Source organism: Rhodococcus sp. PML026, assembly GCF_000963615.1.
Taxonomy (GTDB): domain Bacteria; phylum Actinomycetota; class Actinomycetes; order Mycobacteriales; family Mycobacteriaceae; genus Rhodococcoides; species Rhodococcoides fascians.
Map to the genome: position 1 here is coordinate 463,973 of NZ_KQ031375.1, position 16,072 is coordinate 480,044.

Sequence of the window (16,072 nt, forward strand, 5' to 3'; positions counted from 1 at the left end):
GTCACTCGACGTCGGCGGACTCTCGATGTTTGCGGAGTTCGTGAATTTCCTTCTCGAAGTCCTCTGCCGAACTGAACGAGCGGTAGACCGATGCGAAACGGAGGTAGGCCACTTCGTCGAGATCGCGTAGCGGTCCGAGAATGGCCAGGCCCACTTCGTTGCTGGGAATCTCGGCCGAACCGGCCGCGCGAATATTGTCTTCGACTTGCTGAGCCAGCAGGTTCAGCGCGTCGTTGTCGACGTCTCTGCCCTGGCAGGCGCGACGAACTCCTTTGACGACCTTCTCCCGACTGAATGGCTCGGTCACACCACTGCGTTTCACGACGGCGAGCACGGCAGCCTCCACGGTGGTGAAGCGTCGACCGCACTCGGGGCAGGACCGGCGTCGCCGTATTGCCTGACCCTCGTCCATTTCACGCGAATCCACCACGCGTGAGTCGGGGTGCCTGCAGAACGGGCAATGCATGAGGGAGCCTCCGTCGTAGCCGATACTCCGACGACGAACGTGCGCGTCGGGGCAGTCTTCGAGGATACTCAGCCACGCTGGGCACCATGGTGCCGGTGGTCATCTGCTGGGTGCGTACTCGACGAGCGCTCCGTCGTGAACCATGACCGCGCCGGCGGGCTGAGTGGCCGCGTCGGGTGTGGTCGCGCTCAGATTCGCAATGCCGATCAGACCGCCGGCCACGACGATCACAGCCAACATCCACAGAACGAGAGAGCGTGGGCGCACGGTCTGGCTCGCGAAATGGGCCGAGGTGTCGTCGAAGTCTCGATCCGCCATCTCGCGATCGGTGACGTCGGCCCAGGACTCGTCCACGACAGGCAAGCACGGGCCGTTCTGCGTCCGACGCGCGTGGTTCTGCAGCACGGGCCGCGAGCGCCGACGACGCTCGACGACACCGGATCGCGAACGCATACCGGCAGTGGTGGGACGATCGGTGGTGATGGTCATCGGAACCTCGTCTTCGCTCGTTGGATCGATTGTTCGATCAGGCGTTCGATGGACGCTTGTTCGAAGTTCTATCACGCGCCTCCGACAAAGTCTGTAGAAAACGCGACACGAGTCGAACAGATGTTTGATTCAACAGCTGATACACGCTAGATTCGTGTCAGAAACCACACGCCACACGAGTCGACATCATCAACTCCAGTCCGCGTGGATCGATACCGCGTAGACCGAATCCAGCCGCATCAGCAGGAGGCCGACAGCATGAAGGACGAGACCTCGACGAGGTCCATCACCGGTTCCAGTACGACGGGTTCCACGAAAGCTGGTTCCACGCGAGCCGGATCCTCGACGGTCGGCAAGGCTGCAGCCGGAAAGCCGGCTGCCGAGCCGACCCCGAAGGCCATGGAGGTGGGCACCGACATCAGTGCAGGGCTCACCGAGCGCCAACGGAAGGTGTTGGAGGTCATCCGGGCCTCGGTCACCGAGCGCGGTTATCCACCCAGCATTCGAGAGATCGGCGATGCCGTGGGCCTGACGTCGACGTCGTCCGTCGCACATCAGCTTCGCACCCTCGAACGCAAGGGGTTCCTGCGGCGCGACGCCAACCGCCCTCGCGCTGTGGACGTCCGCGGACTGGACGAGGTGCAGGCTGACCAGGCCGCGGCGGCGGTGGACGGTTCGGCAGCGTCCGACGAGCAGGATCGGTTGCCGACGCCGACGTTCGTGCCGGTTCTCGGACGGATCGCCGCGGGTGGACCGATTCTGGCGGAAGAAGCCGTCGAGGACGTGTTCCCACTCCCCCGCGAGTTGGTCGGTCAGGGATCGTTGTTCTTGCTCAAGGTCGTCGGCGAGTCCATGATCGACGCGGCGATCTGCGACGGTGACTGGGTGGTGGTGCGTCAACAGTCCGTGGCCGACAACGGCGACATCGTCGCGGCGATGATCGAGGGTGAGGCCACGGTCAAGACGTTCAAGCGTTCCAAGGGTGAGGTGTGGCTCATGCCGCACAACCCACTGTTCGAGCCGATCCCGGGCAACAATGCCGCCATTCTCGGCAAGGTCGTCACCGTGATGCGCAAGCTCTGAACTCTGTTCGGACACGACGAAGAAGGGCCGCAGCACAGATGCTGCGGCCCTTCTCGCCGGTCCTGAACGATCGGCAGAATCAGAGATTCAGTCCGCGACCGATGATCTCCTTCATGATCTCCGTGGTGCCGCCGTAGATGGTCTGTACCCGAGAATCCATGTACGCCTTGGCAATCGGGTACTCCTTCATGTAGCCGTACCCACCGTGCAGCTGAAGGCATCGGTCGATGAGCTTGACCTGGTTCTCGGTGGTCCACCACTTGGCCATGGCAGCTTCCTGCACGGTCAACTTGCCGTCGTTGAGCAGTTCGATGAATTTGTCGACCATGATGCGGGTGGCGGTGGTTTCGGTAGCGAGTTCCGCCAACACGAATCGCGTGTTCTGGAACTTTCCGATCGACTTACCGAATGCCTTGCGGTCACGGCAATACTGAATGGTCATCTCCAGTGCCGATTCCATGGCTGCAGCGGCGACGACGGCAATCGAGAGCCGCTCCTGAGGCAAGTTCTGCATCAGGTAGATGAAGCCCATGCCTTCTTCGCCGAGCAGGTTGGCGGCAGGAACCCGAACGTCGGTGAAGCTGAGTTCCGCGGTGTCCTGGGCCTTCATGCCGATCTTGTCGAGGTTGCGACCACGCTCGAATCCGGGCATGTCGCGCTCTACGACCAACAGGCTGAAGCCCTGGGCACCTTTCTCGGGGTCGGTGCACGCTACGACGATGATCAGATCGGCATTGATGCCGTTGGTGATGAACGTCTTCGAGCCGTTCAGTACCCAGTCGTCGCCGTCCCGAACGGCCTTGGTCTTGATGCCCTGCAGGTCGCTACCGGTACCCGGCTCGGTCATGGCGATCGCGGTGATCAGCTCACCGGAGCAGAATCCGGGCAGCCACCGCTGCTTCTGCTCGTCGTTGGCCAACTCGATGAAGTACGGCGCGACGACGTCGTTGTGCAGGGTGAAGCCGATGCCGCTGTAGCCGCCGCGGGTGGTTTCCTCGGTGACGATGGCGTTGTAGCGGAAGTCCTTGACGCCGCCGCCGCCGAACTCCTCCGGTGCGGCAGTCCCGAGGAAGCCCTGCTTGCCGGCCTCTACCCAGACGCCGCGGTCGACGATGTTCTGCTCTTCCCACTTCGCGTGATTGGGGGCTACGTGCTGTTCGAGAAACTTCCGGTACGACTCCCGGAACAGCTCGTGCTCGGGCTCGAAAAGTGTGCGTTCCACGCGGGTCTCCTTGTTCGGTGCGCACCGTCCTCGACCACGAGAAAGGGGTGTCACAGCGCGGTCGTCGGTGCGACTGACGTCACCGTTCAACAGTACGTTCGCGGTGCACCGGGGGTCGATGACCAAAACGTGCGCGATCCGTGACCGCCCCTGCTAGCGTCGTCGAGTCGTTCTCCCTCGGGCCAACGCCGAGACGATCGGGTATCCCACGAGGATGCCCAGCGATCCCCACGCGATACCACCGAGTTCGACCGATCCGACGGAGAGCGTCAGGTCGCCGATTCCGGCGACGAGTGCGGCGGCGACGACGGTGAGGTTGACCGGATCGGTGAAATCCACCTTGGCATCGGTCCAGATTCGAACGCCGAGCAGTCCGATGAGTCCGTAGAGCACGAGTGTCGCTCCACCGATGACACCGTCCGGGACGGTGAAGATCAGCGCACCGAACTTGGGCGAGAACGCCAACACGATCGCGGTGATCGCGGCAACCCAGTACGCCGCGGTCGAGTACACGCGGGTGGCGGCCATGACGCCGATGTTTTCCGCGTACGTGGTGGTTCCCGATCCACCGGCCGCACCGGCGAGGGTGGTCGCCAACCCATCGGCGATCAGAGCGTCACCGGCGACGTCGTCGAGGTTCTTTCCGGTCATCGCCGCGACGGCTTTGACGTGTCCGACGTTCTCGGCGACGAGGACGATCACCACCGGCAGCGCCACCAGAATCACCGACAGCTGGAAGGACGGGCCACGGAACTCGGGTAACCCGATCCAGCTCGCGGCGCTCAGAGCATCGAGTCGTGGTTGCGCGATACCGCCGGTGACGGCAGCGAATACCCAGCCCACGACCACACCGAGCAGGATTCCGAGCCGACCCACCAGACCGGGACCGACGGCCGTCGCGAGGAGAATCGCCACCAGGGTGACGGCCGCGACGAGCGGTTGCGCCTCGAACGAGGTCGTCGCGGCAGGGGCCAGATTGAGCCCGATCAATACGACCACCGCACCGGTGACGACGGGCGGCATCGCTGCGTCGAGTATCCGCGCTCCGGCGAACTTCACGACGAAGCCGATCGCAGCCAGCACGACGCCGACGCACAGAACGGCACCGAGTTGCGCGGCCGGACCGTCTGCTGCGGTCGCACCGAGCGGGGCCAGGAAGGCGAACGACGACCCTAGGTAGCTCGGCACCCGCCCGCGCGTGATGATCAGGAACAACGCGGTACCGATGCCCGAGAACAGCAGCGTCGTCGAGACCGGGAAACCGGTGATGGTCGGAACCAACAGTGTGGCCCCGAACATTGCGACGACGTGCTGCATCCCGATGCCGACGGTGCGTGGCCACGACAAGCGTTCGTCCGGTGCGACCACCGCCCCCGCGTCGACGGTTCGTCCGTTTCCGTGCAGCGTCCAACCCAAAGTTCTCATGATGGGAAGAGACTATTGCGTCAGCCCAGGATCGCGCTCACTGCCTCACGGGCTGCGGCGGTGCTGTCGGTCTTCAGTGCAGCGGCAGCAGCGGCCTTGCACTGATCGAGGGTCACGGTCGCCAACTTGGACCCGACGTGGGCGACGGCGGCGGAGGCCGCGGACAACGACGTGATGCCCATTCCTACCAGCACACAGGCCAGCAGGGGGTCGGCGGCAGCTTCGCCGCAGACACCGACGGGCTTGCCCACCTTCGCGCCGGCCGCGGCCGTGTGCGCCACCAGTGCGAGCACGGCCGGTTGCCACGGATCGGTCAGACCGGCCAGCTGGGCCGACATCCTGTCGGCGGCCATCGTGTACTGAGCCAGGTCGTTGGTACCGATGGACAGAAAGTCCACGTGCTCGAGGATGTGCTCGGCGAGCAGAGCGGCAGCGGGAATCTCGATCATGACGCCCGGGGTCAGTCCGCGTTCGCGCACATCCGCGGCGAAGTCCTGTGCTTCCTGCGCGGTGGCGATCATCGGTGCCATCACCCACGGGGACGAATCGGTCGCCTTGGCTGCCGCGGCGATGCCGTCGAGCTGGCGGTACAGAATGCCGCGGTCGGCTTCGGCGATACGGATACCGCGGATGCCGAGCGCCGGATTGGCCTCGTCGGGGTGGTTGGCGAAGCGAAGTGGTTTGTCCGAGCCGGCGTCCAGGGTGCGGACGACGACCTTCTTACCTGCAAAGGCGTCGAGGACCTGGCCGTAGATCTCGGCTTGCTCGTCGACGGTCGGTTCGGAATCGCGGTCCAGAAAGCACAGTTCGGTGCGGAACAACCCCACCCCGTCGGCTGCGCTGGAGCGCGCTGCGCGGGCACCGGCACCGTCCTGGACGTTGGCGAGGATATCGATGGAATGTCCGTCGGAGGTCGCGCCCGGCCCGGTCCACCGAGACACTCGGTCCAGTTCGTCCCTGGCCGAGACGACTGCTGCGCGGGCGGTGTCGGCATCCGGTTCCAGTTCGATGCGTCCACTGGTTCCGTCCACGGATGCATGCGTGCCGGCGGCGATGTCGTCGAGGCCTGCGACGGCCACGATGCAGGGAATCCCCAGCTGTCGCGCGATGATCGCGGTGTGACTGGTCGGACCGCCCAGTGAGGTGGCGAGTCCGACGATGAGGGTGGGGTCGAGGCCCGCCGTGTCGGCGGGTGCCAGGTCGTCGGCGAACAATACCGACGGTTCGGCCGGCACGGGAACACCCGGCTCGGGCACACCGAGAATTTCGGCGATGACGCGATCGCGAATGTCGCGCAGATCGGTCACTCGTTCGGCCATCAATCCGCCGAGCTGGGTGAACATGGCGGCGAACTTCTCGGTCGCGGCAGCAGTGGCGGTGACGGCGGTGCTGCCCTTGGCGATCGAGGATCGTGCGGCCCCGCGCCAACCACGGTCCGATGCCATGGCCGCATTCGCCGACAGCACCTCCGACGCTGCCCCGGTCGCCAGCTCCGCGCGTCCGCGCAATCGAGTGGCGACGGCGTTCGCCGCTGCATCGAACACAGCCTTCTCGGACTCCCGATCGGCCTCGGCCACCTCACCGGTGTCGGCCGGGATGGCCGGACGTGCCCCGGGACGGATGACGGGTCCGTAGCCGACTCCGGGCACGACGGGCGTGCCGCGCAGTGTCGTGGACTCCGCTCCGATCGACGACGTCCCATCTGCAGCAGGTGTTGCATCGGTGTGTCCGGTCGATGCGGTGCTGACCGATCCCGTCATGTGGTCCTCCTCGGATCCTGCGTGTACGTCTGTCGTCCCGGATGTCAGATGAGTGTGCCGCACCTGGCTTCCCGATGATGTTGTGACCGAGATTACTCCAAACCCTTGACATGTCAACACACACGGGCGTAAAACAACATAAAGCAACATCAACCGGGAAGGAGACGCAGGTGTACGCAGAAGAAAGACAGCACGCCATCGCTGAGCTGATCAGCACGCAAGGACGCGTCTCCGTCAACGACCTGGCCGCCAACTACGGCGTCACCACCGAGACCGTGCGACGCGATCTGGCCACCCTCGATCGACTGGGAGTGGTACGCCGCGTGCACGGTGGAGCGGTACCCGCCTCGGCGTTGACCACACTCGAGCCGGGCGTCTCGGAACGAGAGTTCACCCGCGCGGACCAGAAGGACGCGATCGCAGCGGCCGCATTGTCGTTCCTCCCACCCGTCGGCGGCAGTGCGGTCTTCGATGCGGGCACCACCACCGGCCGCCTGGCGGGACTGCTACCGCACGATCGCGAACTCACCATGGTCACCAATTCCGTACCGATCGCAGCCCGGGCCGCAACCATGCCGAGCATCAGTCTTCGATTGCTCGGCGGGCGTGTTCGAGGAACGACACAGGCCGCTGTGGGCGACGAGGCACTGCGCGCCCTCGAATGGCTACGGGTGGACGTTGCGTTCATCGGAACCAACGCCATCAGCGTCGGACATGGACTGTCCACCCCCGACAGCGACGAAGCCGCGGTCAAGCGCGCCATGGTCGACGCCGCGAACCATGTTGTCGTGCTGGCAGATTCGTCGAAGATCGGCCGCGAGCACCTGGTGAGTTTCGCCCGAGTAGACACCATCGACGTCATCGTCACCGACAGCGACATCTCGAACGAAGACCGTAAACAACTCAGCAACAAAGGAATCGAGGTGGTGATCGCATGATGGTCACGCTCACGGCCAACCCGAGCATGGACCGCACGGTCACGCTCGAGACGCCACTGACCCGCGGCGGAGTGCACCGGGCGTCGTCCTCGGCCGTCGACCCGGGCGGCAAGGGCGTCAACGTCGCTCGCGTCATCGGCGGATCGGGAGTAGAGGCGCTGGCCGTCCTGCCGGCCAACGTCGGCGATCCATTACTCGACGCGATGTCCGCCAAAGGCGTTCGATACTCCGCAGTTCCGACGTCCGGACCGGCGCGCACCAACATCACCGTCAGCGAAATCGGTGGCACGACCACCAAGATCAACGAGCCGGGTGCCACCGTGTCGGAGCAGACACGCGCCGAGCTGCGAGACCGGATTCTCACTCTCGCTGTCGATGCCGAGTGGGTGGTGCTGTCGGGTTCGCTTCCTCCCGGCCTGCCCGTCGAGTGGTACGCGGAACTGGTTGTCGCCCTTCGCGCTACCACGGCCAAAGTTGCGATGGACACCTCCGACGAGCCGCTGCTCGCTCTCGCGGATCGGTTTCCGGAATCGGCACCCGACCTGATCAAGCCCAACTCGGAGGAACTCGCCCAGCTCACCGGGTACGATTCCGAGGAGCTGGAAAGCGCTGCAGCACAGGGTGATCCATCGGCCGCCGTCGCCGCCGCAACGATTCTTCTCGGCCGAGGAGTGGGTGCCGTACTGGCGACGCTCGGCAGCGCCGGAGCAGTCCTGGTCACCCAGGGCGGTGCCTGGTACGCCAGCCCACCTCCGATCACCGCCGTCAGCACCGTCGGCGCAGGAGACTCCTCGTTGGCCGGCTACATTCTGGCCGACGTCGAGAACTGTTCCGACGCAGACAAACTTCGCCGCGCCGTCGCCTACGGAACGGCAGCCACCGCACTTCCAGGCACCACGCTTCCCCTGCCCGAGCAGACCCATCCGACTTCGGTGACGGTTCGCGCGCTCGACATCTCCACGTCCGTCACCCCGTCCACGCTCTCCCCTTCTTCGAACCGTCTCTAGGAGCCCCCATGTCCACCCCCACCGAAGATCAGCCGATCATCGCCGAGGATCTGATCCTCCTCGACGCCGATCTGGGCGAATCCAAAGCTGCCGTCATCGAACGCCTCGCAGGCGTGCTGGCCCACGCGGGTCGCGCAACCGACACCGACGCCCTGCGCGACGCAGCCCTTGCGCGCGAAGCCCAGTCGGCCACCGGCCTGCCCGGCGGCATCGCAATTCCGCACTGCCGTTCCGAGGCGGTCACGAGCGCCTCGCTCGGCTTCGCCCGCCTGAACCCCAAGGTCGACTTCGGCGCCCCCGACGGCCCCGCCGACCTCGTCTTCCTCATCGCTGCACCGGCCGGAGCCGGTTCGGCGCACATGAAGCTGCTCTCCAGCCTGGCTCGGGCACTGGTCAAGCCCGAATTCGTCACCTCACTGCGCAACGCGTCCTCGCCCGCCGAGATCGTCTCGCTGGTCGACGGAGTCATCAACCCGGCCGCCAAGCCGGTTGCCGCAACCGCTGCAGCTGCGCCGGTCGACACCGCGAAGCACAGTGCGCCTGCAGCCACCCCCGAGACGGCACCATCCGCCTCGCCCAAGCACATCGTGGCAATCACCGCCTGCCCCACCGGAATTGCGCACACCTACATGGCTGCCGATTCACTCGTCGCCGCAGGCGAGCGCGCGGGTGTCACGGTGCACGTGGAGACTCAGGGCTCGAGCGGCAGCACGCCCCTCGACCCCGCACTCATCGCCGGTGCCGAGGCCGTCATCTTCGCCACCGACGTGGGCGTCAAGGGCCGTGAGCGATTCGCCGGTAAGCCCGTCATCTCTTCCGGCGTCAAGCGCGCCATCAACGAGCCCGACGTCATGGTCACCGAAGCGCTCCGCGCAGCTCTCAATCCGGATGCTGCTCGCGTCGGCGGCACCGCTGTCGCGGCCGGCTCCACCGACTCTGCCGGTGAGCTCGGATGGGGCACCCGCCTGCGTCAGATCCTGCTGACCGGTGTCAGCTACATGATTCCGTTCGTCGCCGCCGGTGGACTCCTGATCGCCCTCGGATTCCTGCTCGGTGGGTACGAAATCAAGGATGTCGCCGAGGACATCGTCGTCAACAACTCCATCACTTCGCTGCCCGACGGCGGAATCGCCGCCTACCTCGGTGCCGTGCTGTTCCAGATCGGCGCGCTGTCCTTCAGCTTCCTGGTGCCCGCGCTGGCCGGTTACATTTCCTATGCCATTGCCGACAGACCAGGTCTGGCACCAGGTTTCACCGCCGGCGCAGTGGCTGTGTTGGTGGGCGCAGGCTTCATCGGCGGTCTCGTCGGTGGCCTCATCGCCGGCTTCGTCGCACTGTGGATCAGCAAGTGGAAGATCCCCGCAGTTCTGCGCGGCCTGATGCCGGTTGTCATCATTCCGCTGTTCGCAACACTCATCGTCGGTGCCATCATGTTCCTGCTGCTCGGCAAGCCGCTCGCCGCGATCACCAGTGGACTGACCGACTGGCTCAACGGACTCAGCGGTTCCTCGGTGATCATCCTCGGCATCATTCTCGGCCTGATGATGTGCTTCGACCTCGGTGGACCGGTCAACAAGGCGGCCTACGCATTCGCCACTGCAGGCCTGTCGGTCACCGACACCGCCTCACTGCGCATCATGGCAGCGGTCATGGCCGCAGGAATGGTGCCGCCCCTGGCCATGGCACTGGCCTCGACCGTTCGTTCGCGTCTGTTCACCGAGGCCGAGCGCGAGAACGGTAAAGCTGCCTGGTTCCTCGGAGCAGCATTCATCTCCGAGGGCGCCATCCCGTTCGCCGCGGCCGATCCGTTCCGCGTCATCCCGTCGATGATGGCCGGTGGCGCAGTCACCGGGGCCATGATCATGGCCTTCAACGTGACCCTCAGTGCGCCCCACGGCGGCATCTTCGTGTTCTTCGCCATCGGAAACATCCTGTGGTTCATCGTCTCGCTGGCCGTGGGCACCATCGTCTCCGCGTTCCTGGTGGTCTCCGCCAAGCAGTTCATCAAGGGCAAGAACGCACCGACCGACGCCGAACTCGACCCGGCACTCGCCACCGTCTGACGCTCGATACGATCCAACGAACCCACTACGCAAGGAGCAGCACATGCCCAGCACCACAGTCGCAGTCGGATCCTCGATCGGCCTGCACGCCCGCCCCGCAGCACTGATCGCCGATGCCGTAGCCGAAGCCGGAGTCGACGTCACGCTGGCAACAGCGGACTCCGAGCCGGTGGACGCCGGTTCGGCGCTGATGATCATGACCCTCGGCGCCACCAAGGGCACCGAAGTCACCGTCACCAGCGACGACCAAGCAGCACTCGACAAAGTTGCAGCACTCGTCGAAGCAGACCTGGACGCCTAACCAGAGCGCATCGATCGCCGGACGGTGAATCCCACCGCTCCGGCGATCAGCACCACCCCGGCAGCGACGGCAGCTCGGAATTCCCATTCCGAGTCCGTCGCTGTCGTCGTCTGTGCGGGTGCCGCAGGAGCAGCAGGATCACGGGTCGGCGACGCCGGCGCAACCGCGGCGGACGATGGTGTCGACAGCTCCACCGACGTCAGGTTCGGAATCTTCAGAATGGGCGGCAGCGTTCCGTCGGTCGGTCCGAACCCGGCTTCCGACGCGAGCAGAAGGGAACCGTCGTCCAGGAACGTCGCCGCCTCGCCCTGCGGCTGAGCCGGTAGCGCGACGACGGCTCGGGGTGAGGTGGGGTCGACCAGCGCCGACGCGACGTCCCCGTCGGGCGGACGGAACACATACGCATCGGTGTACGTGCGCACCACGGCGGTCGATCCGTCTGCACTCACCGCTCCCCCGGTCGCCAGGATCGAGCCGACCACGAACGGCGGCCCACCGGCCGTCTCGGTGGCCGTGAAAGCCAGCTCGTTGACCTTGCGCAGCGGCGTCGGGCCCGGACTGCTCAGATCGGTGACGGATTCGTCTCCGGTCGGTACGTACACCCCGCTGACACCCGAGAGTTCCTTGGTGACGATCACCGGCCGACCGCCGGGTTCGATGAGCAGTGTCTCGGCGTCGTGTGCGCCGTCCGGGTAGGTCAGTCGATACAGCTCCCCCGCGCCTGTTTCAGGGTCCATTCGCGTCAGTGCCACAGTGTCGCGGCGCAACTGATTGTCGCCGATGTCGGCCAACCACAGTGAGCCGTCGTACGACGCCATGTCCTCCACGTCGTACGGGTCGACGGGAACGTCGATCCAACGCTGCACCGCACAGTTCGCGTCGAGCACCGCGACCCGATCGTCGGCACCGCTGTCGCCGATCCCGTACACGGTGCCGTCGAGCACCGTCGCACCGGACAGCTCTTCGAGTCCGGGATCGGTTGGTAGACAGTAGGTTACAACGTCGACCGGCGCGGCCAGGGCGGTTGAAGCACAAGTCAGCACGATCGCCGTGCCGACCACGGCCGCGGCGCCACCACGCACCACTGCGCGCGGATTCACCGAACTCAGGCGCTGGGTACGGTCGCGGTGAACTCGACGAGGGCGGCCGCAAGTGATTGCGGCACACGAGCTTCGACGCGCGTGCCGTCCGCCTCGTGCGTCGACGACACTATTCGGCCATCGGTGTGGATCCTGGCGACCAGGTCGCCGCGGGTGTACGGGACGAGAACGTCGACCAACACATCGGGCTCGGACAGTATGTCGCCGAGGTGATCCCGCAGCGCATCGATGCCTTCACCGGTCTTGGCCGAGACGAATCGTGCGCCGTCGAGCAGGCCACGCAACTGCGTCAGCTGGACCGGATCTGCGGCGTCGATCTTGTTGACCACCAACAACTCCGGTGGCATCTTCGCGTCCTGCTCGCGGACCACCTCGGTGATCACTTCGCGTACTGCTTTGATTTGATCGGTCGGTAGCGGATCGGAACCGTCGACCACGTGCAGCAACAGGTCGGCGTCGGTCACTTCCTCCAGCGTGGAGCGGAAGGCCTCGACCAGCTGGGTCGGCAAATGCCGGACGAATCCGACGGTATCGGTCAGCACGATCGCGCGGCCGTCTTCGAGCGTCGACTTCCGCGTCGTCGGATCGAGGGTTGCAAACAGCGCATTCTGAACCAGCACACCGGAACCGGTCAGCGCGTTCAACAGACTCGACTTGCCCGCATTGGTGTATCCGACGATCGCGATCGACGGCACCGTGCCACTGAGCCGCTGCTCGCGTTTGGTGTCGCGAGCCTGCTTCATGCCTTTGATCTCACGGCGGAGCTTGGCCATGCGCTCACGGATGCGTCGACGGTCGGTCTCGATCTTCGTCTCACCCGGTCCACGAAGACCCACGCCGCCGTTGCTACCGGCGCGTCCACCGGCCTGACGCGACATGGATTCACCCCAGCCGCGGAGCCTGGGCAACATGTATTCCATCTGGGCGAAGGCGACCTGTGCCTTGCCTTCTCGTGACGTCGCGTGCTGCGCGAAGATGTCGAGGATCAGTGCGGTTCGATCGATGACCTTGACCTTGACGACCTTTTCCAGCGCATTGAGCTGGGCGGGCGTCAGTTCGCCGTCGCAGATCACGGTATCGGCCCCGGTCGCGAGCACGATGTCGCGCAGTTCCTTGGCTTTGCCCGAGCCGATGTAGGTTGCCGCGTCGGGTTTGTCCCGACGCTGCATCAGCGCCTCGAGTACTTCGGAGCCTGCAGTCTCGGCGAGCGCGGCCAGTTCGGTCATGCTGGATTCGGCCTGTGCCGCAGTACCGGTGGTCCATACTCCGACCAGTACGACGCGTTCGAGGCGCAACTGCCGGTACTCGACCTCGGTGACGTCGGCGAGCTCGGTCGACAGTCCGGCGACTCGTCGCAGCGCAGTCCGCTCCTCGAGTTGCATATCGCCCGAGGACGGGGAGTCGTCGTCGAGGGGTGAGCGCGCCATCCGCCTCGACCATGCGTCGGACTCCTCGCGGGTCCATGCAGATGCGGTATCGGGTGAACCGTCGGCATCATGGTCGACCGGTTCGCCCGCAGGTGATGTTTCATGTGAGTTCGTCATACAACTCCCATGATCCACGAAAAGCCCAGCGTGTGCACGCGGGTTTCGCTCGGAGCCGGCGCGACGGTCAGGACTGCCCGGCGAACCAATGGTCGTCGACCTCTCCCCGGGCGAGCAGTACCGACGGTCCGCGCAGGGTTGCACCGACGTGGTCGATGGCCACTCGGACCCGACCGCCGAGCACACCGACACTCACGTCTCCGGTCTCGAGCCCCTCGTAACTGAGCGCGGCAGCGGCGGCAGCGACGGTTCCGGTGCCACACGAGCGTGTCTCTCCGACGCCGCGTTCGAAGACGCGCATCTCGACTGCGCCGTCGTCGAGCCGGGTCAGAATCTCGACGTTCGCACCGTGGGGGAAGAACTCGGTATCGAGAGTCGGCGGAGCCGTGAAGTCCAATGCTCGCAACGCGGTGCGGTTCAGCGCGGGATCGACGCAGGCCAGATGCGGGTTGCCGACATCGACGCCGATCCCCTCGTACGCTGCACCGGCAAGGGTCGTCGCGCTCGAACCCAGCAGGGTGACGTCGCCCATGGCCACGGTCACGTCGGCATCGGTCTCGTCGTACGAGTGCACCGTCACCGCACGTGCGCCTGCGCGAGAGCCGACCACGAATTGATCGCGCTGCTCGAGATCGTGGACTCGCAGGTAGTGCGCGAAGACTCGGACCCCGTTTCCGCACATCTCGGCGATGGTGCCGTCACCGTTGCGGTAGTCCATGAACCAGTCGTCGGCCTCGACACCGGCCGGGATTCGATCGAGCACACCCGCGTCCCGCAGCACCCCGGCGCGCGCGACACGCAGTATCCCGTCGGCGCCGATCCCCTGCCGTCGATCACACAGCACCGCGACCGCCGACCTGGTGAGTTCGAGCTCGGCACCGGGATCCGGCAGCACGACGAAATCGTTCTGCGTTCCGTGGCCCTTGGCGAATTCCATGTCGGCGAGTCTACGGGGACCGACCTAGCCGAGTTCGATCGCGGACAGCGCATCCGACCGCAGGGTGGGCGATGCGCCGTCGAGCCACCGCACTCGTTCGTCGCGGCGGAACCACGACCGCTGGCGGCGCACATAGCGCCTGGTGCCGATGAACGTCCGCTCACGTGCATGGTCGACGTCGTACTCCCCTGCCAGCACATCGAGCGCCTGGGCGTATCCGATCGCCCGTGACGCCGTCACTCCGTCGCGCAGGCCGAGATCCAGCAACGCTTCGACCTCGTCGAGCAACCCGGAATCGAACATGCGCCGAGTACGCAGATCGATCCGCTCGTCCAACTCTGCGGTCTCACGGTCGACGCCGAGCACCACCGTGCCCCAGCGCGGTTCACCGATGACGGGGGCCGAGGCCGCGAAAGGCCGACCGGTCAATTCGACCACTTCCAAGGCCCGCACCATTCGCCGTCCGTCCGTGGGCAGGATCGACGCGGCAGCGTCCGGATCGACCTCCGTCAGAGCGCGGTGGATCGCGTCGACTCCGTCGCGTTCGAGCACCGCCTCCCACTTGGCCCGGACGACCGGGTCCGTGGCAGGAAAGGCCCATTCGTCGAGCAGTGATTGGACGTACATCATCGAGCCGCCCACGATGATCGGCCGACGGCCACGGGATCGAATGTTCTCGACGTCGGCGACGGCAGCCGATTGGTAACGCGCCACCGTCGCGATATCGGTGACCTCGAGCACATCGAGCTGATGGTGCACGATGCCGCGGCGCTCCGGCACGGTCACTTTCGCGGTACCGATGTCCATCCCCCGGTATTGCTGCATCGCGTCGATGTTGACGATCTCCCCGCCCAGCTCCTCGGCCAGGTCCAGCGCCAGGTCCGATTTGCCCGCAGCGGTCGGTCCGATCACCGCCACCGGTGTCGTGGCCGAATCCTCGGCGGTCGCCCCGGTTTCGTCAGCCACGGGACCAGACTCCGACGAAGTATCCGACACCGAACGGTGCGCCCCGATACAGCTCGGTCGTCGAGACGGCGTCGGTTCCCACGAGTGCGGCGAGCATCTGCACGGCCGGTCGGCCCCGCACGCCGATCGCTGCGCAGAGGCCCTCGTCGAGCTCCGCGAGGGCGTCGACGTCGGCGGTGGCAAGAGCATCGTCGATGCGACGCTGCACGTCCGCGGCGCGCGAATCGAACGACCCCGGTGCCTTCGGGGTGAGGGTGTTCGCGCCGTCTGCCAGCACCAACACTCCCCACCTGTCGTCGGACGCGTCGAGTTCGCGGCGCAGTTCCATCCCGGTGTGCGAGCACCACCGTGCGCTCGCGTCCGCGGGTACCGTGCGGACCTCGATTGCCCTGTCGGCCGCCGCCGCCCCGCGCAGCCAGCCGGCGAGGAGAACCGCCAGCGGCAACTCGGGGTCCGGCCCGGACCGTGCCGGCGAACCGGACAGCCGCACCTCCACATCGACGCCGTACCCACGCATGGTGCCGACCGTCGTCTCGTCGTACCGCCCCTCGCCGTCGTCGACGCCGACCGCGAGCCACCGGTCGGCCACCGCGGACAGCTGCTCGACAGCAGACACAGCAGCGGCTCGAAGCTCGGTTGCCTCGGCTGCTGCCCGGCCCATCAGTTCGGGGACCAGTAACGGCGGAGAGGGCACCAGGGCCGCGGCACAGAACACACGTATCACGCTAGTCGGTGACGCGACTTGGCCGGACGAGTCCACCTCGAACCGTC

At 65.9% G+C, this 16,072-nt stretch carries 15 protein-coding genes; 5 read left to right on the forward strand and 10 right to left on the reverse strand.

The features are described from left to right. Nucleotide 1 precedes the first annotated feature (1 nt). Together nrdR and VF34_RS17610 are read right to left on the reverse strand one after the other, a co-directional pair. Nucleotides 2-466: a transcriptional regulator NrdR gene (gene nrdR / locus VF34_RS17605; protein ID WP_027496857.1), complete on the reverse strand. Its 465-nt coding sequence runs from the start codon at nucleotides 464-466 to the stop codon at nucleotides 2-4. Between the two features lie 99 nt (nucleotides 467-565). After that, a complete protein-coding gene (locus VF34_RS17610; protein WP_045841797.1) occupies nucleotides 566-955 on the reverse strand; it encodes a hypothetical protein in 390 nt (129 codons plus the stop codon). Between the two features lie 399 nt (nucleotides 956-1,354). Here VF34_RS17610 and lexA point away from each other — a divergent pair, with 399 nt between their 5' ends. Continuing rightward, complete coding sequence (gene lexA, locus VF34_RS17615) at nucleotides 1,355-2,038, forward strand: transcriptional repressor LexA (RefSeq protein ID WP_027496855.1); 684 nt, start codon at nucleotides 1,355-1,357, stop codon at nucleotides 2,036-2,038. 79 nt (nucleotides 2,039-2,117) lie between these two features. On the opposite strand, the gene VF34_RS17620 is transcribed toward lexA, so the two are convergent. From VF34_RS17620 to ptsP, 3 genes are all read right to left on the reverse strand, one after another. Then, nucleotides 2,118-3,260 (reverse strand): acyl-CoA dehydrogenase family protein, encoded by a 1,143-nt coding sequence (locus tag VF34_RS17620; protein ID WP_027496854.1) that lies wholly within the window; start codon nucleotides 3,258-3,260, stop codon nucleotides 2,118-2,120. Nucleotides 3,261-3,413: 153 nt separating this feature from the next. Beyond that, the gene (locus tag VF34_RS17625; RefSeq protein WP_197077481.1) at nucleotides 3,414-4,685 is read right to left on the reverse strand and encodes a uracil-xanthine permease family protein; all 1,272 of its coding nucleotides are present in this window, start codon (nucleotides 4,683-4,685) and stop codon (nucleotides 3,414-3,416) included. Between the two features lie 20 nt (nucleotides 4,686-4,705). Then, nucleotides 4,706-6,373, reverse strand: a complete 1,668-nt coding sequence (gene ptsP / locus VF34_RS17630) for a phosphoenolpyruvate--protein phosphotransferase (protein ID WP_045841929.1) — start codon at nucleotides 6,371-6,373, stop codon at nucleotides 4,706-4,708. Between the two features lie 242 nt (nucleotides 6,374-6,615). On the opposite strand from ptsP, the gene VF34_RS17635 reads away from it, so the two are divergent. From VF34_RS17635 to VF34_RS17650, 4 genes are read left to right on the forward strand one after another with little or no spacing between them, the layout of a single operon-like run. Further along, nucleotides 6,616-7,383, forward strand: coding sequence for a DeoR/GlpR family DNA-binding transcription regulator (locus VF34_RS17635; protein ID WP_027496851.1), 768 nt, complete (start codon nucleotides 6,616-6,618; stop codon nucleotides 7,381-7,383). Next, complete coding sequence (locus VF34_RS17640; protein WP_045841799.1) at nucleotides 7,380-8,390, forward strand: 1-phosphofructokinase family hexose kinase; 1,011 nt, start codon at nucleotides 7,380-7,382, stop codon at nucleotides 8,388-8,390. The genes VF34_RS17635 and VF34_RS17640 overlap by 4 nt, the downstream gene beginning before the upstream one ends. Nucleotides 8,391-8,398: 8 nt before the next feature. Continuing rightward, the gene (locus VF34_RS17645; RefSeq protein WP_027496849.1) at nucleotides 8,399-10,453 is read left to right on the forward strand and encodes a PTS fructose transporter subunit IIABC; all 2,055 of its coding nucleotides are present in this window, start codon (nucleotides 8,399-8,401) and stop codon (nucleotides 10,451-10,453) included. Between the two features lie 43 nt (nucleotides 10,454-10,496). After that, nucleotides 10,497-10,754 (forward strand): HPr family phosphocarrier protein, encoded by a 258-nt coding sequence (locus VF34_RS17650; protein WP_027496848.1) that lies wholly within the window; start codon nucleotides 10,497-10,499, stop codon nucleotides 10,752-10,754. On the opposite strand, the gene VF34_RS17655 is transcribed toward VF34_RS17650, so the two are convergent. The 5 genes from VF34_RS17655 to VF34_RS17675 all read right to left on the reverse strand — a co-directional run bounded on the left by VF34_RS17655 (nucleotide 10,751) and on the right by VF34_RS17675 (nucleotide 16,016). Then, nucleotides 10,751-11,854 (reverse strand): hypothetical protein, encoded by a 1,104-nt coding sequence (locus VF34_RS17655; RefSeq protein WP_052718687.1) that lies wholly within the window; start codon nucleotides 11,852-11,854, stop codon nucleotides 10,751-10,753. The two genes, VF34_RS17650 and VF34_RS17655, sit on opposite strands and share 4 nt — an antisense overlap. 5 nt (nucleotides 11,855-11,859) lie before the next feature. Next, nucleotides 11,860-13,281, reverse strand: a complete 1,422-nt coding sequence (hflX, locus tag VF34_RS17660; RefSeq protein ID WP_045841800.1) for a GTPase HflX — start codon at nucleotides 13,279-13,281, stop codon at nucleotides 11,860-11,862. 184 nt (nucleotides 13,282-13,465) lie between these two features. Then, the gene (gene dapF / locus VF34_RS17665; protein ID WP_045841801.1) at nucleotides 13,466-14,335 is read right to left on the reverse strand and encodes a diaminopimelate epimerase; all 870 of its coding nucleotides are present in this window, start codon (nucleotides 14,333-14,335) and stop codon (nucleotides 13,466-13,468) included. Between the two features lie 24 nt (nucleotides 14,336-14,359). Next, complete coding sequence (gene miaA, locus VF34_RS17670) at nucleotides 14,360-15,301, reverse strand: tRNA (adenosine(37)-N6)-dimethylallyltransferase MiaA (RefSeq protein ID WP_045841802.1); 942 nt, start codon at nucleotides 15,299-15,301, stop codon at nucleotides 14,360-14,362. Beyond that, a complete protein-coding gene (locus tag VF34_RS17675; RefSeq protein ID WP_045841803.1) occupies nucleotides 15,294-16,016 on the reverse strand; it encodes a class III extradiol dioxygenase subunit B-like domain-containing protein in 723 nt (240 codons plus the stop codon). The genes miaA and VF34_RS17675 overlap by 8 nt, the downstream gene beginning before the upstream one ends. Between the last annotated feature and the right edge of the window lie 56 nt (nucleotides 16,017-16,072).